The 15,637-nt window shown below is 40.3% G+C and carries 19 protein-coding genes and 1 tRNA gene; 7 read left to right on the top strand and 13 right to left on the bottom strand.

The window, feature by feature from the left end; all coding sequences use genetic code 11:
• Positions 1-125: 125 nt before the first annotated feature.
• From ACFE93_RS18015 to ACFE93_RS17985, 7 genes are all read right to left on the bottom strand, one after another.
• Positions 126-590, bottom strand: a complete 465-nt coding sequence (locus tag ACFE93_RS18015; protein WP_375474784.1) for an SMI1/KNR4 family protein — start codon at positions 588-590, stop codon at positions 126-128.
• Positions 591-604: 14 nt separating this feature from the next.
• Entirely contained in the window at positions 605-997 is a 393-nt protein-coding gene (locus ACFE93_RS18010) for a deaminase domain-containing protein (protein WP_375474782.1), read from the bottom strand.
• 32 nt (positions 998-1,029) lie between these two features.
• Positions 1,030-1,314, bottom strand: a complete 285-nt coding sequence (locus ACFE93_RS18005; RefSeq protein ID WP_375474780.1) for a 2Fe-2S iron-sulfur cluster binding domain-containing protein — start codon at positions 1,312-1,314, stop codon at positions 1,030-1,032.
• A 94-nt stretch (positions 1,315-1,408) separates the two neighbouring features.
• Entirely contained in the window at positions 1,409-2,542 is a 1,134-nt protein-coding gene (locus ACFE93_RS18000) for a P-aminobenzoate N-oxygenase AurF (protein WP_375474778.1), read from the bottom strand.
• 39 nt (positions 2,543-2,581) lie between these two features.
• Complete coding sequence (locus ACFE93_RS17995) at positions 2,582-3,472, bottom strand: ferritin-like domain-containing protein (RefSeq protein ID WP_375474776.1); 891 nt, start codon at positions 3,470-3,472, stop codon at positions 2,582-2,584.
• A 2-nt stretch (positions 3,473-3,474) separates the two neighbouring features.
• Positions 3,475-4,560, bottom strand: a complete 1,086-nt coding sequence (locus ACFE93_RS17990) for a Rieske 2Fe-2S domain-containing protein (RefSeq protein ID WP_375474774.1) — start codon at positions 4,558-4,560, stop codon at positions 3,475-3,477.
• A gap of 5 nt (positions 4,561-4,565) precedes the next feature.
• Positions 4,566-5,306 (bottom strand): hypothetical protein, encoded by a 741-nt coding sequence (locus tag ACFE93_RS17985; protein WP_375474772.1) that lies wholly within the window; start codon positions 5,304-5,306, stop codon positions 4,566-4,568.
• Between the two features lie 454 nt (positions 5,307-5,760).
• Between ACFE93_RS17985 and ACFE93_RS17980 the strand changes: the two genes are divergently transcribed.
• Positions 5,761-6,030: a hypothetical protein gene (locus tag ACFE93_RS17980; protein ID WP_375474770.1), complete on the top strand. Its 270-nt coding sequence runs from the start codon at positions 5,761-5,763 to the stop codon at positions 6,028-6,030.
• A gap of 268 nt (positions 6,031-6,298) precedes the next feature.
• On the opposite strand, the gene ACFE93_RS17975 is transcribed toward ACFE93_RS17980, so the two are convergent.
• The 3 genes from ACFE93_RS17975 to ACFE93_RS17965 form a co-directional block, all read right to left on the bottom strand.
• Positions 6,299-6,371, bottom strand: a tRNA-Ala gene (locus tag ACFE93_RS17975).
• 65 nt (positions 6,372-6,436) lie between these two features.
• Positions 6,437-7,165: an HAD family hydrolase gene (locus ACFE93_RS17970; protein WP_375474768.1), complete on the bottom strand. Its 729-nt coding sequence runs from the start codon at positions 7,163-7,165 to the stop codon at positions 6,437-6,439.
• A complete protein-coding gene (locus ACFE93_RS17965; protein WP_375474766.1) occupies positions 7,162-8,049 on the bottom strand; it encodes a class I SAM-dependent methyltransferase in 888 nt (295 codons plus the stop codon). Before ACFE93_RS17965 ends, ACFE93_RS17970 begins: the two co-directional genes overlap by 4 nt.
• A gap of 489 nt (positions 8,050-8,538) precedes the next feature.
• Between ACFE93_RS17965 and ACFE93_RS17960 the strand changes: the two genes are divergently transcribed.
• The 5 genes from ACFE93_RS17960 to ACFE93_RS17940 all read left to right on the top strand — a co-directional run bounded on the left by ACFE93_RS17960 (position 8,539) and on the right by ACFE93_RS17940 (position 11,759).
• The gene (locus ACFE93_RS17960) at positions 8,539-9,720 is read left to right on the top strand and encodes an RtcB family protein (RefSeq protein WP_375474764.1); all 1,182 of its coding nucleotides are present in this window, start codon (positions 8,539-8,541) and stop codon (positions 9,718-9,720) included.
• A gap of 199 nt (positions 9,721-9,919) precedes the next feature.
• Positions 9,920-10,216 (top strand): hypothetical protein, encoded by a 297-nt coding sequence (locus ACFE93_RS17955; protein WP_375474762.1) that lies wholly within the window; start codon positions 9,920-9,922, stop codon positions 10,214-10,216.
• Positions 10,217-10,381: 165 nt separating this feature from the next.
• A complete protein-coding gene (locus ACFE93_RS17950; RefSeq protein ID WP_375474760.1) occupies positions 10,382-10,615 on the top strand; it encodes a hypothetical protein in 234 nt (77 codons plus the stop codon).
• Positions 10,612-10,839 (top strand): helix-turn-helix transcriptional regulator, encoded by a 228-nt coding sequence (locus ACFE93_RS17945; RefSeq protein WP_375474758.1) that lies wholly within the window; start codon positions 10,612-10,614, stop codon positions 10,837-10,839. Before ACFE93_RS17950 ends, ACFE93_RS17945 begins: the two co-directional genes overlap by 4 nt.
• A gap of 107 nt (positions 10,840-10,946) precedes the next feature.
• Positions 10,947-11,759: a class I SAM-dependent methyltransferase gene (locus ACFE93_RS17940; RefSeq protein WP_375474810.1), complete on the top strand. Its 813-nt coding sequence runs from the start codon at positions 10,947-10,949 to the stop codon at positions 11,757-11,759.
• Positions 11,760-11,767: 8 nt separating this feature from the next.
• Here the strand turns inward: ACFE93_RS17940 and ACFE93_RS17935 are convergent, their stop codons facing one another.
• Together ACFE93_RS17935 and ACFE93_RS17930 are read right to left on the bottom strand one after the other, a co-directional pair.
• Positions 11,768-12,634 (bottom strand): Rpn family recombination-promoting nuclease/putative transposase, encoded by an 867-nt coding sequence (locus ACFE93_RS17935; RefSeq protein WP_375474756.1) that lies wholly within the window; start codon positions 12,632-12,634, stop codon positions 11,768-11,770.
• Between the two features lie 162 nt (positions 12,635-12,796).
• Positions 12,797-14,098, bottom strand: coding sequence for a dihydrolipoamide acetyltransferase family protein (locus tag ACFE93_RS17930; protein ID WP_375474754.1), 1,302 nt, complete (start codon positions 14,096-14,098; stop codon positions 12,797-12,799).
• 468 nt (positions 14,099-14,566) lie between these two features.
• Between ACFE93_RS17930 and ACFE93_RS17925 the strand changes: the two genes are divergently transcribed.
• Positions 14,567-15,085, top strand: coding sequence for a hypothetical protein (locus ACFE93_RS17925; RefSeq protein ID WP_375474752.1), 519 nt, complete (start codon positions 14,567-14,569; stop codon positions 15,083-15,085).
• Positions 15,086-15,147: 62 nt separating this feature from the next.
• On the opposite strand, the gene ACFE93_RS17920 is transcribed toward ACFE93_RS17925, so the two are convergent.
• The gene (locus ACFE93_RS17920; RefSeq protein ID WP_069072569.1) at positions 15,148-15,597 is read right to left on the bottom strand and encodes a YlqD family protein; all 450 of its coding nucleotides are present in this window, start codon (positions 15,595-15,597) and stop codon (positions 15,148-15,150) included.
• Positions 15,598-15,637 lie beyond the last annotated feature (40 nt).

The raw sequence follows: 15,637 nt of genomic DNA, 5'->3' as shown, positions 1-15,637 counted from the left end.
CTAAAGTGCTAAAATCTTCTAGCGAGTAGGTCGGTTTGACATTAGGAAACCCAACATTTCCCAAAACGTATAGGAGCGATATTAGGTAGGAGAAAAGCTGATTGTTTATTTGATATGGCAAATATCTAACTCGCTAGAGACATTGAAGATTTTAAATAAAGGTCTATTTCTACCGCTAGAAAATCACTAAACGTATCATGACTTTTGACGAAATAAGGCTCTTGCTGCCCTTCGCAATATGAGTAAGTTGGTGGATTATCACCTTCTGACAGCCTGAAAAAGCTAAACTGATAACCCTGGTGCATGAAAAAGACAAAAGCATCCTCTGGCAAAGCTTCAGGAAAATCATTTTCTACCAAAAGTTCTTTAGCCCATTCTTGAATTTGCGGTAGATGCTCGTAGAAGCAATCAGAGCCACGCAAAAACTTACCTGCACCATGCCCCATCATCTTGAGAAAGTCTTTGTAATTACTGGGCAGAATAATACCTTTTTGTCGTTCAAATTGAATTATTTCCAAATCTGAACATGGCGAAAGTTGATTCTCGTTAAAAATAAGCTGAAGTGGTTCGGGTAAATTGCGAATTGACATTTATACCGACTCCTTTACGCAATGTTTCCGTGATATATATTTAGCTGAATGTTCGGGAAAGTTTGCCTAAACTGCTTAATGACATACTCACACGAATCACATGGCTCTCTTTCGCTGAATAACTCAATCTTACCCTTTACTTCTCTATTATTTGTATATTTTTCGGCGATCGCTTCTAATATTTTGTACTCTGAGTCTAAGTCTCTTCGGTGTCCGGTAACTTCAAAGGTTTTAAACATCGGTTGAGTCGGTACAACAACCGCTCCCTCTCGTAAGAGCTTACCACTAAAGGCGAATAGCTCGGTAAACGTCTCATCTACCCATACTCTAGCAATAGCAACATTTCGGGCTGGTGCTGGCACATTACAAGTTTTGCGAATTTTTGCGACGCGCTCTAACCAATCCATACTTGCTCTTTTAGTTGTTTTTAAATCACCATCTAAACCCTACGAATTTCAACATTCTCTGTAACATCAACCTGACAAGCTAACCGCGCATGAGGATGATTAGCTGCTAATGTCTCCAGCATTTCCTGTTCATCAGGTTGAGGAGGAGGAATATCACCAATAACCTCAACCAAACAAGTGCCACAAATACCAGTCCGACAACCAAACAAAACAGGTGAATTCTGAATAGTGAGATGTTCAGACAAACTTTGATGACATTCCAGAGTGATCGCAAAAAAATCACTTCCTGGAAACGATATCTTACAGAAGTTAGCCATAATACAAAACAATTTTACCTAAACAACACTCTTCCATTCCTCTCTGCGTGTTTGCGTCTCTGCGTGAGCTAAAAACAAACAAACAATCTCGCTGTTAAAAGCCTTGGAAAGCCCTTTTTTGAGTTGCCAAATATTGAGTAATTGAATTAGTAGCCATCAGCGACATATCCCGATTACCTTGCCAAATATAATCGAGTTTTTCAACATACACCTGATAAGATTTCATCGCCTCCTGATGAGTTGAAAAACTGCGCTGTAACCCTTCCGACTCCTTAGTAAAACAACGCCGCATCATTTCTTTAGCATCCATGTCACTCATCTCAAAAATTGGCGATCGCAATACTTGATAAATCTTACTATACAGCGCCGGATCATACCAAAAAATCCCGTTAATCGCCGCCGAAAAATGAAAATGATCGCGCTGACATCCCAGCAATCCTAAATTAGCAACTAGTCGCTCAAATGCAGTTGGTGGCTTAAGGCAAGTGACAACATCATGAGATATAATTGCCGAACTATTGAAATGAAAACTTTCATCTAGAAAATGATAATATGAAACTTTAGCAGGAATTGGAGCCGCTTCAGGATGGGGATGTTTTTGATAATAATTGCTGAGTTTGTGCTGTACTAACTTGCCATTTAGTGTCCGCACACCCCGGACTGTGAAATACTGACAAGCCAAAAAAGTATTATTCGCAGAAATCAGCCCAAAGTATTGAAGTTGAATTTTTTTCCACCAAGTTTTTAGGGCATTGGTGTCAGCATAAACCATCGTTTCTGTAAAGGGGCCGCGCATGGGGTAGGTAAAGATCAGTTCCCCAAACAAGGCTTGCTCAACCTGTTTGGCAATTGTGCGAAAGGCGTTAATGTGCGATCGCTCTTGGGAGGACTCCAAATCTAATGTATCGCAGATTAAGCGAAAATCTTCTTGAGCGTAAAGTCCGGCTGCACTGGTTTGATTGAAAAAGATAGTGGCAATTTCAGCAGAAACAATTTGTGAGTAGTAAGCTACCCAGTAAAGTTGGTTCAAAATTAGACGCTGATGTTGGCTGGACTGTTCCCATAAAGGTGTACCATATAGTAGGGAAAATTCCTCTGGGTTCCAATACTCGTTTTGGCAATCTTCATAGCGAAAATTCGTAACTACTTCATCCATTAAAGCAGTATGATCTTGCTGTTTGTTGCGGGTGTGATTAATTTGTAATTTGCGATGAATAGTTTTTTCCATATCCGTTTTTATTTCACGCAGAGATAAGATTGATATTTATTACACGCATTGATAAGCGGGGAGTGGTTGAAAGGCTCCGCGTTCTTCTAAGGTTTGCAGGATAGACTGGGCTGATTTTATCCCCATGAGCGATCGCAATATTTGTAATCGCGTTCCGCTATGAGTCTCTGTATTCAACTCTTCTAAAATTTGGATTTTTTGCGATCGCGTCAGATGTCCTTTCACTTGTTCCGCTGCTGCTAATACACTTTGCGGCCCCACCTGTACCATAAACAAAAACTGTGCCAATACATCAAGAATTGTTGTTTGACTGAATGCTGAAAGAGTAATTTGATTAAACAAGGTGGTTCCTGTGGCGTGATGGCGGGATTCAGATTGTAAAAAACTGGAAAAAAGTTCTGCTAAAACTGGATAGCGGCATTCCTTCGCTAAATGCCGATAATGGCTTAAACCCCATCCTTCTAAAACGACTTGCAGCACAAACAACAAAACTGTTTTATCTGCACTTTCAACCACTTCTGATAGTAAGCGCAAAAACAGATCGTCCGTGCTAGTTACTTCTATTTCTGGTAAAAAATGGCTAATTTGGTGAAGGTGGGTAGCTTCATCAGCCGTAAACAGTCCATAAAGCATTCGTTCTTCAACTGTTTCTGCTAACAGTACCATTTTTGCCATGTAGCCAACGCCTGCTTTCTCAATGAAATATGATTCTTCTAACAAACTGCGGTTGGCAAGTTCCAGAATAGCAGATTGTTCATTAATATTAGATTGTTGAAATATTTGGACTTGATGTAAGTTGAAAAATTCAGCATCCCAATAATTTAATTGCCGGGAAGGAGCATAATTATTCTGACTGGGTAATGCTGCTGTTAATATCCGCTGCAAACGACCATGAGAATCTGTGTGTGGTAGGTCAAAACCGACAAACAATGTTATATTTTAAATCCATTTTTTTCTTGTTCAATTAAAGTCAACTCAGGGTTAGGTGTTGATGGGATTTGAATATTTGAGTAATTAACAGTTTCCCACTTTACCCAAGTTAAGGCTTTTTGGTGATTAACGTGCTGAATAAATTGCAAAATTGATTTATCTGCTTTAGTGGGAGTCTGCAAATTAAATTGAATAGTTTGAAATACCTGGGTATCCCCCTTTGCAAAATAATTACCAACCTGCTGGGTTAACCATAGCAAACCACGATTTACTACCCATCCTAAAAATCCAGGACGTTTGGGAGTCACTAAAATTGTTTGTCCCTCAGTTTTTCCTCCTTCTATCATTCGCAGCGCAAATATAATGTAGAAGTGCAGGAAATCCGGCCCTAATGTCACAGTACCAGTGCTGCCATACCAATAACACATACTATAAGTAACTTCGTTGCGGTATAGAGGACGAATCAGGCGGATTAACCAGGAATCATCCCCTCCGCGTGTAGTGTTGCTGAAGGTAATAGCGTTGGGGTTGAGGTCTTGGGAATCAAATATAATCTCTAAAGGCAGATTGTGTACTGTATTAAAGTGGTGAGCATCAATCGCATTAATTAGTAAGACATTGGGATGGCAGTTTTTGACAAATTTAGTCCCCAATATATAATCACAGTCTGCCTGTTCTAGTTCTGGTACAAAAGGCAGCGAACTTGGATTTTCTTCTCCCACCCAAACCCAAATCATGCCGTACTTTTCCGCAGTATGCCAAGTTTTAATACATACAGGTAACGGTTTTTTGACAGAAGGAACATCTACACAAATTCCGCGCTCATTGTATTTCCAATTATGAAAAAAACAGCGAATATTATTACCTTCTACTTTACCTTCTGCTAAATGTGCGCCCATGTGTGGGCAATAGGCATCTATAGCTACTACTTGACTACTAACTCCCCGATAAATTGCCAGATTTCTACCTAGCAAATTTATAGCTTTTACCTGGCCAATTTTTAATTTTTTTGATGGTAATGTCCAATACCATCCCTCTATAAATTGTGTTGGATTGTTAAAGTTTAAGTGTAGGTTGGTAGATGGCATAAAAGTTAAATGAGAACACAATCTTGCACAAATTTTAACGATGATTCTGACTCCCACATCCGTTGTCCAGCACGGGTAAGATTGTCATAACTGATCTCAGTTAAACAAACCAATTCATCTCCTTGTCGATAGCCGGGGTTTTTTTGCTCGAAAAACTGGATATGGGGATTAGTCTGTCGTCCTGATGGAATTTCAATCAACCCTTCCTGTAAAATTTGGGGATGCAGAAACCGGACAATACCAGTTGCTTCTTGGTATAAGCTACCATAATATTCCTGTGCCAAATTCCCCATTAGATTCTTGACTTCAGCAGGTATTGTGACATCATAACGGGGGTAGAAATTTTGCCAAAAGGTAGGGAGAAAACGATAAGTGCGAAAACCAGAGCAAATTAGCAGCCAGTAAAGTTTATTTTCTGCATAGTGTTGACGCAGAAAATTGATAGCGGCAATCCAACTACGTGGTAGTGTTGTACTCGACCAAGCACTAGGATCAACAATAGTATCGCCGGAATATACCACACTAATTTTTTCTCCCAAAAAAGTCTTTTGGCATAACATCAGAGTTGAAAATCCTTTGAGTGCATTGGATGTTTCATCTCTCAACAATAAAACCCAGTTTTTGCGCTCTAGATCAATTTGAAACCCATCCCAGGTTATACCTTTAAAGTAATTTTGCAGTAGCACATACATTGCGGTGCGATCGCTTGGTTGCAACTTTTGAACCGGAATCAGCAAACTCTTCATTATTCGGAAATTACCTAAAATTAATTTGTAATATGTTTGTAATTAACACTTTATCGAGTACTTTAGTAAATTTACGGTGTAATGTGACAGATTCCAAAATGGTTATTTACACTACAATTGAGTATTCACATCTTGCACCTTCTCAATAAGAGTTGGTGGGTATTGCTCACTCTAGAAAATAATTCAGATGTTGGTTAGGTTGAAAAACAAAACCCAACATTACCAAAGCTTTTATTGGATTACGCTGTCGCTAACTGTCCATTAAATTATTATTGTCCATTTTCAAGAATTTTTGTCATTTTGCGTTGAAGAGTAGTAATCGCCAAAATCCTTATTGATTAAGGCTTATAGTGATTTTCTTTTTAAATAACTCAATCACAAATTTTTAAATTAAATGATGTCATAAATAACATAAAATTTTAAAGTAAATGATGACATATTTTTAAGAGTGTTTATGCCCAGGAAGCCTATGAGCAAAGGATTTCCAGCTTTGGAAATAGAGGAGGTATCAACAATAGAGGAAGAACAGACAAAGCACCTCCTTGTTAACGAAGATTCAGTAGATTACTTAAAAAAGGTGGACTTAATAGATGCTATTTGTCAAGCACCTGACAAAGCGGCTCGTAGGGATGCGATCGCACATAAAACGCAGCTATTTTATAGTAATGGAGCCTCTGCTTGGGTGAAAACAGCAAAAGAAGAGGTTATATATTTTTGTAATTAGACTGCAAATAAAGTGCTTTAAAGCTATTCTTGTAATTCAAGAGCCTTGGGCTTGCTGTAATAAATTAAATTAGAAAACATATATTTAGCCGAGTTTTACAGGCGGATTTTGGACAATAATTCTTTAAAACTGATTTCAACTCTGGACAATAATTCTTGAAAACTGATTTAATTGCTGAAAGCCGCGAAAATAAGTAACTTATGCCCCTAAACTTGGAAAAAATGGACATTAATTCTTTAAAACTGACAATAATTATTTAATGGACAACTGGAGAATAACGGATTCGAACCGATGGCCTCTGCGGTGCGATCGCAGCACTCTACCAACTGAGCTAATTCCCCTTAATCGGTGCTATGTCAAGAGTACTATTACTCCTTAATTTAAGACATTATCACCATAAATTATTCTAACATTCAGTTACCGATGGTTGAGGCTGTTTTTGGGAATAAACCTTCTGCACACGTTCGAGTTCCAAATCATTGAGATAATCAACAGTCCAGTTACAGCAGCGCTGGAGCATGTGGAATGGGTAAGTATTCGCTACACCAACAACTTGCATCTGCGATCGCTTCGCTGCTTCGATACCTGCTGGAGTATCTTCAATTGCCAGACACTCCTGTGGTTGAAGATTCAATTCGGGATATTCTTTATTTAGACGTTTTACTGCCAGTAAATAACCATCAGGTTCAGGTTTACTGGTATTGATGTCATCACCCGCGACAATGATTTTAAAATGTTCAGCGAGTTTAGCTCGATTTAGTACTAGTTCTATTTCTGTGCGAATCGCGCCACTAACTAATCCTAGTTTCAGATTGCGCGATCGCACCTGAAATATTAAGTCTTCTATACCTGGATATAAAGGCAGTTTCTCTATTTTTTTTAGTTCCACCACATAGGCTTGGGCTTTGCGGTACAGCAACTGAGTTAAATAGTTTTGGTCATTTACTCTACCACGATTAGCGAGTAGTTGCTGAAAACAAGCGCGATCGCTGCGTCCTAAAGAAGCTTGACGCTCACTCACCCTTTGGGGTTGGAGATTTTCTTCCATGAGAATCTCATCGATCAGTTGCAAGTGGATTGGCTCATCGTTAATGATTACACCATTAAAATCAAAGAGAACTGCCTTTAAACTCATGCCATTATGCCAAACGCTGGAGAACCAAGTCCCTCCAAATCATTATTATCTACTGATGTGGCAGTATACTGACGGACATTTTCGGTTGCTATTGGTTTAATGCCGCTAGTTACCTGATTTATCCACCATACATCCTGCGATCGCACTGCTTCAAATCCGGCTGCACCCATATTCGCTTCTATACTACTAGCAGCATATTCACGAATATATGGCTCTTCAAAAACATCATTGAGCCATTCTAACTGACGCAGAGTCTTCTGATTCCCATCTAGAATTAACACTTGTCCTCCAGTTACCAGCAGCCGAAAGCTTTCGTGCAGAATTGCTAAAGACGCCGCATCTGGTGTTTCGTGAAATAACAAGGAAGCTGTTACTAAGTCAAATGTTGCATCCCTCAAACCAGTTTTTTCAGCATTTCCATGTCGCCATACTATATCTAAACCAGCATTTCTAGCTTTATCTTCTGCCCTTATCAGCATATAGGGCGATAAGTCCAAACCAATAACTTCCGCTTCGGGGAAAGCCTGTTTTAACATTAAAGTAGTAGAACCTGTGCCGCAGCCTAAATCGAGTATGCGTCGTGGTTTTACCTTGACGGCATCAACTAAAGCTTGACGAACAATACTTTCATTCGGTGGCAAAACATAGTGGGTAATCGGATCGTAAGTAACTGCTGCATCGTAAGTCAGATATCCGCCAGCAATACCGTGAAAGTTTTGATTACTGTAGTACCACGGAATTATGACATCATCTCGTCGATAGCGATCGCTCTCTTTCTCCCAATCAATACTATCAGCGTAACGCCGTAACCCATCTTCATCAATCAAAAGACGCACTACAGGGGATAAAAAACGTTCCCAGATTGTATCTTGACGCACTGCCATATTGTGTCAGAACTTTAAGGAGCTATTTAAACAAAGTGATTTTCTTTACAAATTTTAATACATTTGGGAAGCATCTGCTTTCTCCCTATGGTGATACGTTGACGATTGTAACTTTTTGTAGTGTAATTGTATTATGTAAATGTCACTCCTAAAAGTAGTTCTTCAGCTTTACGAAAATTTAGAGAGCCAAATGAAAGACAATACAACATTTATATTGCTACAACTAACGTAGCAATATATAAGTAATGGTTTATAAGTTATAGCGATAATTATCACTGCCCTATACTCAATCCCTCCGGGTGACGCTCGTACCTCACTAACGCTGCGCTAACGGTAGTTGCTCATGGCGGAAGACGCTCGATGACTCGCTAACGCTGCGCTATCGCCCTTGGCGTCTCCCCTTCTCCCAAAGCGAGAGGCTAGCGCCAAGGGAGAAAACCGCACTACCTCACCAAAAATTAAAATTTAAAATCCAAAATAGAAAAAATTATGCCCTACGAAAAGTTAAAAATTACCACACCAGCACCCGTCTTATCTTGGGCAAATCACTCTTTGGGGCCAGAAGAAACCAAAATGGCCAAGAATGTGGCATCATTGCCATTTGTATTTAAGCATGTGGCATTAATGCCAGATGTTCACTTAGGAAAAGGTGCTTTAGTGGGTTCTGTAATTGCAACCAAAGAGGCAATTATTCCAGCAGCCGTCGGTGTGGATATTGGTTGCGGTATGAGCGCTATCAAAACAGCATTTACTGCTGAACAACTAGAAGGTAAACTGAAGAAAATCCGCTTAGATATTGAAGCAGCAATTCCGACTGGATTCAACGAAAATAAAGACGTTGAAAAATCTGTCAGCAACTGGCAGCACTGGGATGATTTTAAAGACTTGCATCGCGGCGTGCAAGACTTACAAAGTAAAGCGATGAAACAGATGGGTTCTCTCGGTGGAGGAAATCACTTTATTGAAGTGTGCCTCGATACAGAGAATCAAGTTTGGCTAATGCTGCATTCTGGTTCGCGTAACATTGGCAATAAACTTGCCCAGTGTCATATTCATACAGCCAGAGAATTAGCAAAAATGGCAGGTAATAAATTGTCCGATCCAGATTTAGCTCACTTTGTCGCTGGTACGCTAGAATTCCAGGCATATTGGCACGATTTACAATGGTCACAAAACTATGCACGTGTCAACCGTGATGTGATGATGGCGCGTTTTAAGCACATAGTTGAGAAGCATTTAGCCAGTGGGAAAGCAACTAAACCTTTATTGCAGGTTAATTGTCATCATAATTACGCCGAAAAAGAAGTGCATTTTGATGAGGATGTATACGTTACTCGTAAAGGTGCAGTCCGTGCCCAGACTGAAGATTATGGGATTATTCCTGGTTCGATGGGGGCAAAGTCTTTCATCGTTAAGGGTAAAGGTAATGCTCATAGTTTTTGTTCTTGTTCTCACGGTGCAGGGCGTTTGATGTCAAGAAATAAGGCAAAAAATGTCTACACACTTGATGATTTAATTGAGCAAACAAATGGCATAGAATGCCGCAAAGATGAGGGTGTGTTAGATGAGATTCCTGGTGCTTATAAACCAATAGAGCAAGTTATGGAAAATCAAGCAGATTTGGTTGAGGTTGTAGCAACGCTTAAGCAAGTTCTTTGTGTTAAGGGATAATTTAGGTAGGGTGGGTAATACCCACTTTTTTTATTTTTTTAAACGCAGAGGTACGCTGAGGAAGAAATGAGTGTTTTTAGTGAATGGACTGAGCAAATAGAGGCATCTGCTAGCGCTAGCGAAAATAAATTAATAGTGTAATTTTGTCACGCATTAGCTTACTATCTTTTTTGTAGTAGCTCATAAGTGAGTAGGCAACATGAAATCTGAACAACTCTCAGCCATTGATGTGGCAAGTGGAAATCTTGTGCCGATGAGCAGTAAATCTTCTATTTTATCCAGCACTAATCACTGGAACGGGATTGTGCTTGAACAGCATCATTTACCCGCCTTTGAATGTCCAGAGCTTTGCTTACAGCAGCACAGTGTTAATATTTGGCTTGGTAATTCATGTCAAATAGACTGGCGACTAGCAGGTGGAAGGTTACACAGTACGCAGATGAGGAGAGGTTTGGTTAACATCATTCCAAAGAAGATTCCGACTCAAGCGCGTTAGCACGAGGAAATAAAATTTCTCCTAGTCTCCTTTGATTCCAGTCTATTTAAGAGAGTAGCAGATGATCTGATCGTTGGGAGCGATGTCTACGACAGGCTACGCCTACGCACTATTGAAATTATCCCACAGCGCGGAGTCTGCGATCAGCAAATTTTTCATCTGGGAATGGCACTTAAAGCAGAGCTTGAAACCGGATATCCATCTGGTAAGCTATATGGTGAATCAGTTGCCATTGCTCTAGCAGCCCATCTCCTCAAAACTTATTCTGGAACACGGCAACCAATTGCAGAGCTTGAAATTAATCTTTCTGAGCGCCAATTACGGCAGATAATTGATTATATTTATGACAACTTAGCATTAAAGTTAACGTTGGTAGAACTGGCTAGTCTAGTAATATGAGTTCCTATTCATTCTGTCGTTGGTTTAAACGTTTAATGGATATCTTTCCACATCAAGATGTCATTAAATGTCGAATTCAACGAGCTAAATTTTTACTTACTTATAGTCAGTTACCTATTATTGAAATTACATATCAAATTGGCTGTTCTAACCAAAGTAACTTTACTACTATTTTTCGTAAGCATGTAGGAATCACACCCAAATTATATAGAGAAATGATATAAAATTTGGAATTTGGCAAGATTTCAATATTTTGAAAGCAAGTTTTCAGAAGACAGAAGCTGCACTCACAATTTATTCTCATAATTGTCCAGTGAAAATCGAGAATATCATGCAAAATAGCCAATACGAACAAGAGTATAAGAAAAAAGTAATTGATTTCTTTGATAGTAGAACTAGCTACGACAACGATTACACAATTGATCGCGCTCTGCCTCTATTAAATTTAGTTCAACTTAAAAAGGGACAACAAGTATTGGATATCGCAACTGGCACAGGTATCATTGCTATTGCTGTTGCACAAATTGTCGGCTCTGAAGGAAAAGTAATTGGAGTAGATTTTTCTTCAGGGATGCTAGCTCAAGCACAACATAAAATTGAAGAATTAGGCTTGCAAAATATCGAACTCATTGAGGCTGATGCTGAGTATATCGACTTCAAAGATGAGAGTTTCAATGTAATTCTTTGCTCTACAGCAATAGTGTATTTCAAAGATATTCCTGCCGCTCTACGTAAATGGTACCGTTTCCTCAAACCAGGCAAAGTTGTGGGTTTTTCTTGTTGTTCTGAAGAATCTTGTGGAGCACAACTCATCATCGAAATTTGTAACAAATATGATATTTTGCTGACAAGTATCAATGAGCCAACAGGTACACCCAAAAAGTGTCATCATCTGCTTGCAGAGGCTGGTTTTGAAAATATTAAAGTGAAGACTCAACAACTAGGTTTCTACCGCAATCTAGAGCAAGCTAGAGAATGGAATGGAGGATGGTTTCATCCCAGAGAAAATCCCTTGTTACAGGTTTCATCTGAACAAATGGCAGAATTAAAAGCAGAGTATCGTCAAAAAATTGAAGCAGAAGCAACTGAGCAAGGCGCTTGGTACGAAAATCTGACTTTTTTTGTAACTGGTCGAAAGGTTTAGAGGAAACTCTAATTTTCTATTGTATTTAGCCAATTCATTAAATCAGCCTCACTGGCAAAATCTAGTAATACTTCACCCAAGTTTTCTAACTGAGCCAGGGACAACTCTTGCAATCGAGATTGTAACTGAGAATTAATTGAACCAAGCCGACGAGTTAATAGACGTATCACTAGCCTTAGTTCTGATTGTCTTCCTTGTTCAATACCTTGTTCAATGCCTCGTTGTCTCCCTTCTTGCAGTCCTTCTTCAAGAATTTCTTGATAAATGGCAGATTCTTTCATATCTTCTCTCCTCAAAAACTGACGAATTAGTTCTGGCTCGAATACCAACCCTGCTAGAAGTTGGGTACATACCGAGATACTCTGCTTGGTGGCTTCTTCTTCAATCATACTCACCTGAACTGCTACCTGTTGAAGTAAGCTTTGAGGAGAATCTGTTCGCGCCAAAATTGCCAGAGGTAATAAACCAGGAGATAACAATAAAGGTTCTGGATCTTGTTCCCAAATTCGGATGATGCGGTAACGGTGGGTAGTATTGCGGGCAGTAAATTGATCTACAAAGACAGCTTCTGAAGTTGTGGGTTTAAGGAAAATCACTACCTGCTCGATATCACAATTATATTGTCGATATAGCCGCACCCAATAGTCCAACATCCGTAGTGGCAAGGGTGGAGTCGATGCTGGTAAGGTTTGAAACTCTAAATGCAGTATTTGATTAGCAGTTTGCGAAAAGGTTACTGAGTCGGCACGGATTGGTTCTTGATTTAATTCTGTTTTGAGAATCTGGATATCCGTTGTTTCAGATGCGAGTAAGTAGCGGATAAAATCTTCTGGATACTGCTCAACCAGATATTTTAAGGTGTTATCGTATGTCACTTTAATATCAGTTTAGACATAAACTCATGTAGAGACGTGGTATCGCTACATAGTTTGGACATAAAAAATTTAAATGTAGGTATTGTTTCTTGTTAGCGCTACTCTACGAAAAACTGCTGTTCGCTGATAGCGCTAACGTTTAAATTTGGTGTCTTTTCAAAACTACAGTGTCAAAGATTGAGGATTTGTCTCAATCAATTTTGCTAAATCTTGCAAGAACGCCGCAGCATGGGCACCATAAATAATCCGGTGGTCAGAAGTAATATTCACCTGCATTTGTTGCCGCACGCCAAATAAACCGTCGGGTGTTGCTACCACTTGCGGACGGGATGCCCCGATCGCTAAAATTGAACCTTGTCCAGGCGGTAAAATCGCATCAAATTTATCCACACCAAACATCCCCAAATTCGACAGGGTAAAAGTACCACTGTTGTATTCTTGGGGCTGTAGTTGTTTTGCCCTGGCACGTTCTACCAAAGACTTCCAAGTACGCGATAGAGAATATATATCCACTGCGTCTGCATTTTGCAGCACAGGCGTAATTAATCCGCCATCATCCATCGCTACTGCTACGGAAATGTTGATATCAGAATGATAAACAATACCCTGGTCTGAGTAGCTAGCATTTAACAATGGGTGTTTTTGCAATGTCACTGCTACAGCTTTCGCCAGTAGCGCTGTCATTGTCACACCTTTGGATTTAATTTGTTTATAAAGTTTGTCTAACCCATCAGTGGTAATTGTATAACCGACACGGAAGACGGGCACGGATATGGTAGCTACCATGTTCCGCACTACGGCATTTTGGAAGGTAGTTAAAGGTACGGTTTGACCAGGAACAGCCGCTACTACTGGCGTGGGTGCTGGTGTCCGAGGTGCTGGGGGTGCAACTGGGGCGCTGGTTGGTACGGATGCTGGTGGGGCAGCTGGGGCAGTGGCGGGTTGTTTGCCCTTATTAGACAATGCTTCTACATCTTCGGCGACAATGCGTCCGTGGGGGCCACTACCTTGGAGTGTAGTTAAATCAACTTTGAGTTCTTTGGCTAACTTGCGGGCACGGGGTGAAACTACAAGCCTTCCTTCTTTGTGGTTAGAACCGTTTTGAGACGCTAAGGCAGGTGGGGCGGCTGAGGCTGTGGCGGCAACTGGTTTCGGAGAAGAGGTAGTAGTAGCAGCCACGCCGCCGGAATTAGCCTGAGATTTGGCAGTTTCAATTTCAGCTTCCGTTTCGGCGATGAAGGCGATCGCAGATCCTACCGGGGCAGTTTCACCAGCTTCAACTATGATATGGGCAAGAAAGCCTTCATAAAAGGTTTCTACATCCATATCTGCCTTATCTGACTCTACAACCACCACTGTTTCGCCTTTTTCCACTTTGTCCCCAGGCGATTTCACCCAAGAGACGATTTTGCCTTCCGTCATGGTGGAACTCAGCGCCGGCATAAATACTTCGTGAATGCTCATAGGGTGGTTTGGAAATCAATGGTTTATGGACTTTAACAGTTTTTGTCAGATCGAATTGTATCTTGATGAGAGAGTTTTAGACTGTTTATATTTTAGGTTGGGGATTGGGCAAAACAGTTTCGAGTTTCGAGTTCCAAGTGCTGAGTAAAGAAGTAACATTCCCCACTCAGCACTCAGCACTCAGCACTCCCGAAGGACATTGGGCATTCTCTAGGAACCTAAATATAGCTTAGAGGTCTATAATACAGAGCTATCCTCTATGGTTAGCCAAAATCTCGATCTCGTTTTAGTCACTGACTTCCAAAAACCACCACGAATTTCTCACAGATTAAATGGGATTGCTATTTAATATTCCTCATAACCACTACTTAAGATACAAGAGCTTCTCACGGATAGAGGATATAGGATGTAGTTCAATCTAGAATTCAAAACTGGTAATAAACCTATTTGAAATTCCTGTTTATTTTTATGTCGGCAAAGCTAAAATTCTTTTTGATTGTGATATTAAGTATCTCTGCCACAGCTGGTGCTGGAATTTATATTATTCAGCACCAGCAATCTGCACCGATTGTTGAGACTAGTGATGAGCAACCCCAGCAGATGGGAGCAATACATCAGTCTCAGGAAGTTGCAGTATTCTCAGAGCGTTCCGATTATCAAACTATACCTTTAGAAAAGCTCAACTCATCTCTCCAAGGCAGTAATCCTACGACCCTCGCCCTGAATGCGTTTGAGGATATAGCAGTGGGAGGAACGCGAAAGATAGATGTAGTTTATCCGCAACCAAATCAGGCGTTAGTAACGATTACGCAAATCAAGCGGGGTAATAATTCAGTTGGGACGGTTAAATATCGAGCAGAGATGACAACCTTTGGGCGATCGCTTTTTATTAGCTCACCTCCAGTGTGGCAAATTGTTTGGGCTGGCTCCCAGGCAGAATGTTGGTCTGGGAGCCGTCACACTAAGTTAAATTCCATCTGTCATTAGTCATTGGTCATTGGTAACAAAACAAATGACTAATGACTAATGACAACGGACAAATGAAAAATTTAAATGTCGCCGCGAATTTCTTCTACAACGCCATCGCGTAAAACGATTTCGACTTGCATTTTGCTAATCAGGTTATCACCGGTTTCTACCCGGAAAAAACCTTCCATTTGAAATTGGTTGACTTCCTGATCTTGCTGGAGAAACTGTACTTGCTGGAGGTTTTGCAGCAACTGGTTTTTTTGCTCCAAAAATTCACTTTTCTTTTGATTGACTTGGAGTTGGATATTGTCAATTTGTTGGAGGGTCTGGGGGCCAGGTGGTTGCAGACTCTGCTTTTGAATTGCTGCGATCGCTCTTTGTCCTTCAACGTCTAGCTGTTGCAGTTGCTGATCGAGTTGATTGATCTGGGTTTGCAGCTGCTGTTGTACTTCCTCTTTCCAGAGAGGAGTCACAATGACTTTGACGTTAACGACGCGTTTCAGAAGTAAATTAGATTTGGAGACATCCATAAATATTTCACGTTCACTCTTTACAGTTAGCAGGTGGAAT

Origin of the sequence: uncultured Nostoc sp., from assembly GCF_964247315.1 — a bacterium.
Classification (GTDB): domain Bacteria; phylum Cyanobacteriota; class Cyanobacteriia; order Cyanobacteriales; family Nostocaceae; genus Nostoc.
Note: the sequence above shows the minus strand (reverse complement) of the source record. Positions and strands in the feature narration are given on the sequence as shown.

Coding starts and splice junctions, on each gene's coding strand:
- ACFE93_RS18015 (WP_375474784.1), bottom strand. CDS start 590: ATGTCAATTCGCAATTTACCCGAACCACTTCAGCTTATTTTTAACGAG.
- ACFE93_RS18010 (WP_375474782.1), bottom strand. CDS start 997: ATGGATTGGTTAGAGCGCGTCGCAAAAATTCGCAAAACTTGTAATGTG.
- ACFE93_RS18005 (WP_375474780.1), bottom strand. CDS start 1,314: ATGGCTAACTTCTGTAAGATATCGTTTCCAGGAAGTGATTTTTTTGCG.
- ACFE93_RS18000 (WP_375474778.1), bottom strand. CDS start 2,542: ATGGAAAAAACTATTCATCGCAAATTACAAATTAATCACACCCGCAAC.
- ACFE93_RS17990 (WP_375474774.1), bottom strand. CDS start 4,560: ATGCCATCTACCAACCTACACTTAAACTTTAACAATCCAACACAATTT.
- ACFE93_RS17985 (WP_375474772.1), bottom strand. CDS start 5,306: ATGAAGAGTTTGCTGATTCCGGTTCAAAAGTTGCAACCAAGCGATCGC.
- ACFE93_RS17980 (WP_375474770.1), top strand. CDS start 5,761: ATGCCCAGGAAGCCTATGAGCAAAGGATTTCCAGCTTTGGAAATAGAG.
- ACFE93_RS17970 (WP_375474768.1), bottom strand. CDS start 7,165: ATGAGTTTAAAGGCAGTTCTCTTTGATTTTAATGGTGTAATCATTAAC.
- ACFE93_RS17965 (WP_375474766.1), bottom strand. CDS start 8,049: ATGGCAGTGCGTCAAGATACAATCTGGGAACGTTTTTTATCCCCTGTA.
- ACFE93_RS17960 (WP_375474764.1), top strand. CDS start 8,539: ATGCCCTACGAAAAGTTAAAAATTACCACACCAGCACCCGTCTTATCT.
- ACFE93_RS17955 (WP_375474762.1), top strand. CDS start 9,920: ATGAAATCTGAACAACTCTCAGCCATTGATGTGGCAAGTGGAAATCTT.
- ACFE93_RS17950 (WP_375474760.1), top strand. CDS start 10,382: ATGGCACTTAAAGCAGAGCTTGAAACCGGATATCCATCTGGTAAGCTA.
- ACFE93_RS17945 (WP_375474758.1), top strand. CDS start 10,612: ATGAGTTCCTATTCATTCTGTCGTTGGTTTAAACGTTTAATGGATATC.
- ACFE93_RS17940 (WP_375474810.1), top strand. CDS start 10,947: ATGCAAAATAGCCAATACGAACAAGAGTATAAGAAAAAAGTAATTGAT.
- ACFE93_RS17930 (WP_375474754.1), bottom strand. CDS start 14,098: ATGAGCATTCACGAAGTATTTATGCCGGCGCTGAGTTCCACCATGACG.
- ACFE93_RS17925 (WP_375474752.1), top strand. CDS start 14,567: ATGTCGGCAAAGCTAAAATTCTTTTTGATTGTGATATTAAGTATCTCT.
- ACFE93_RS17920 (WP_069072569.1), bottom strand. CDS start 15,597: ATGGATGTCTCCAAATCTAATTTACTTCTGAAACGCGTCGTTAACGTC.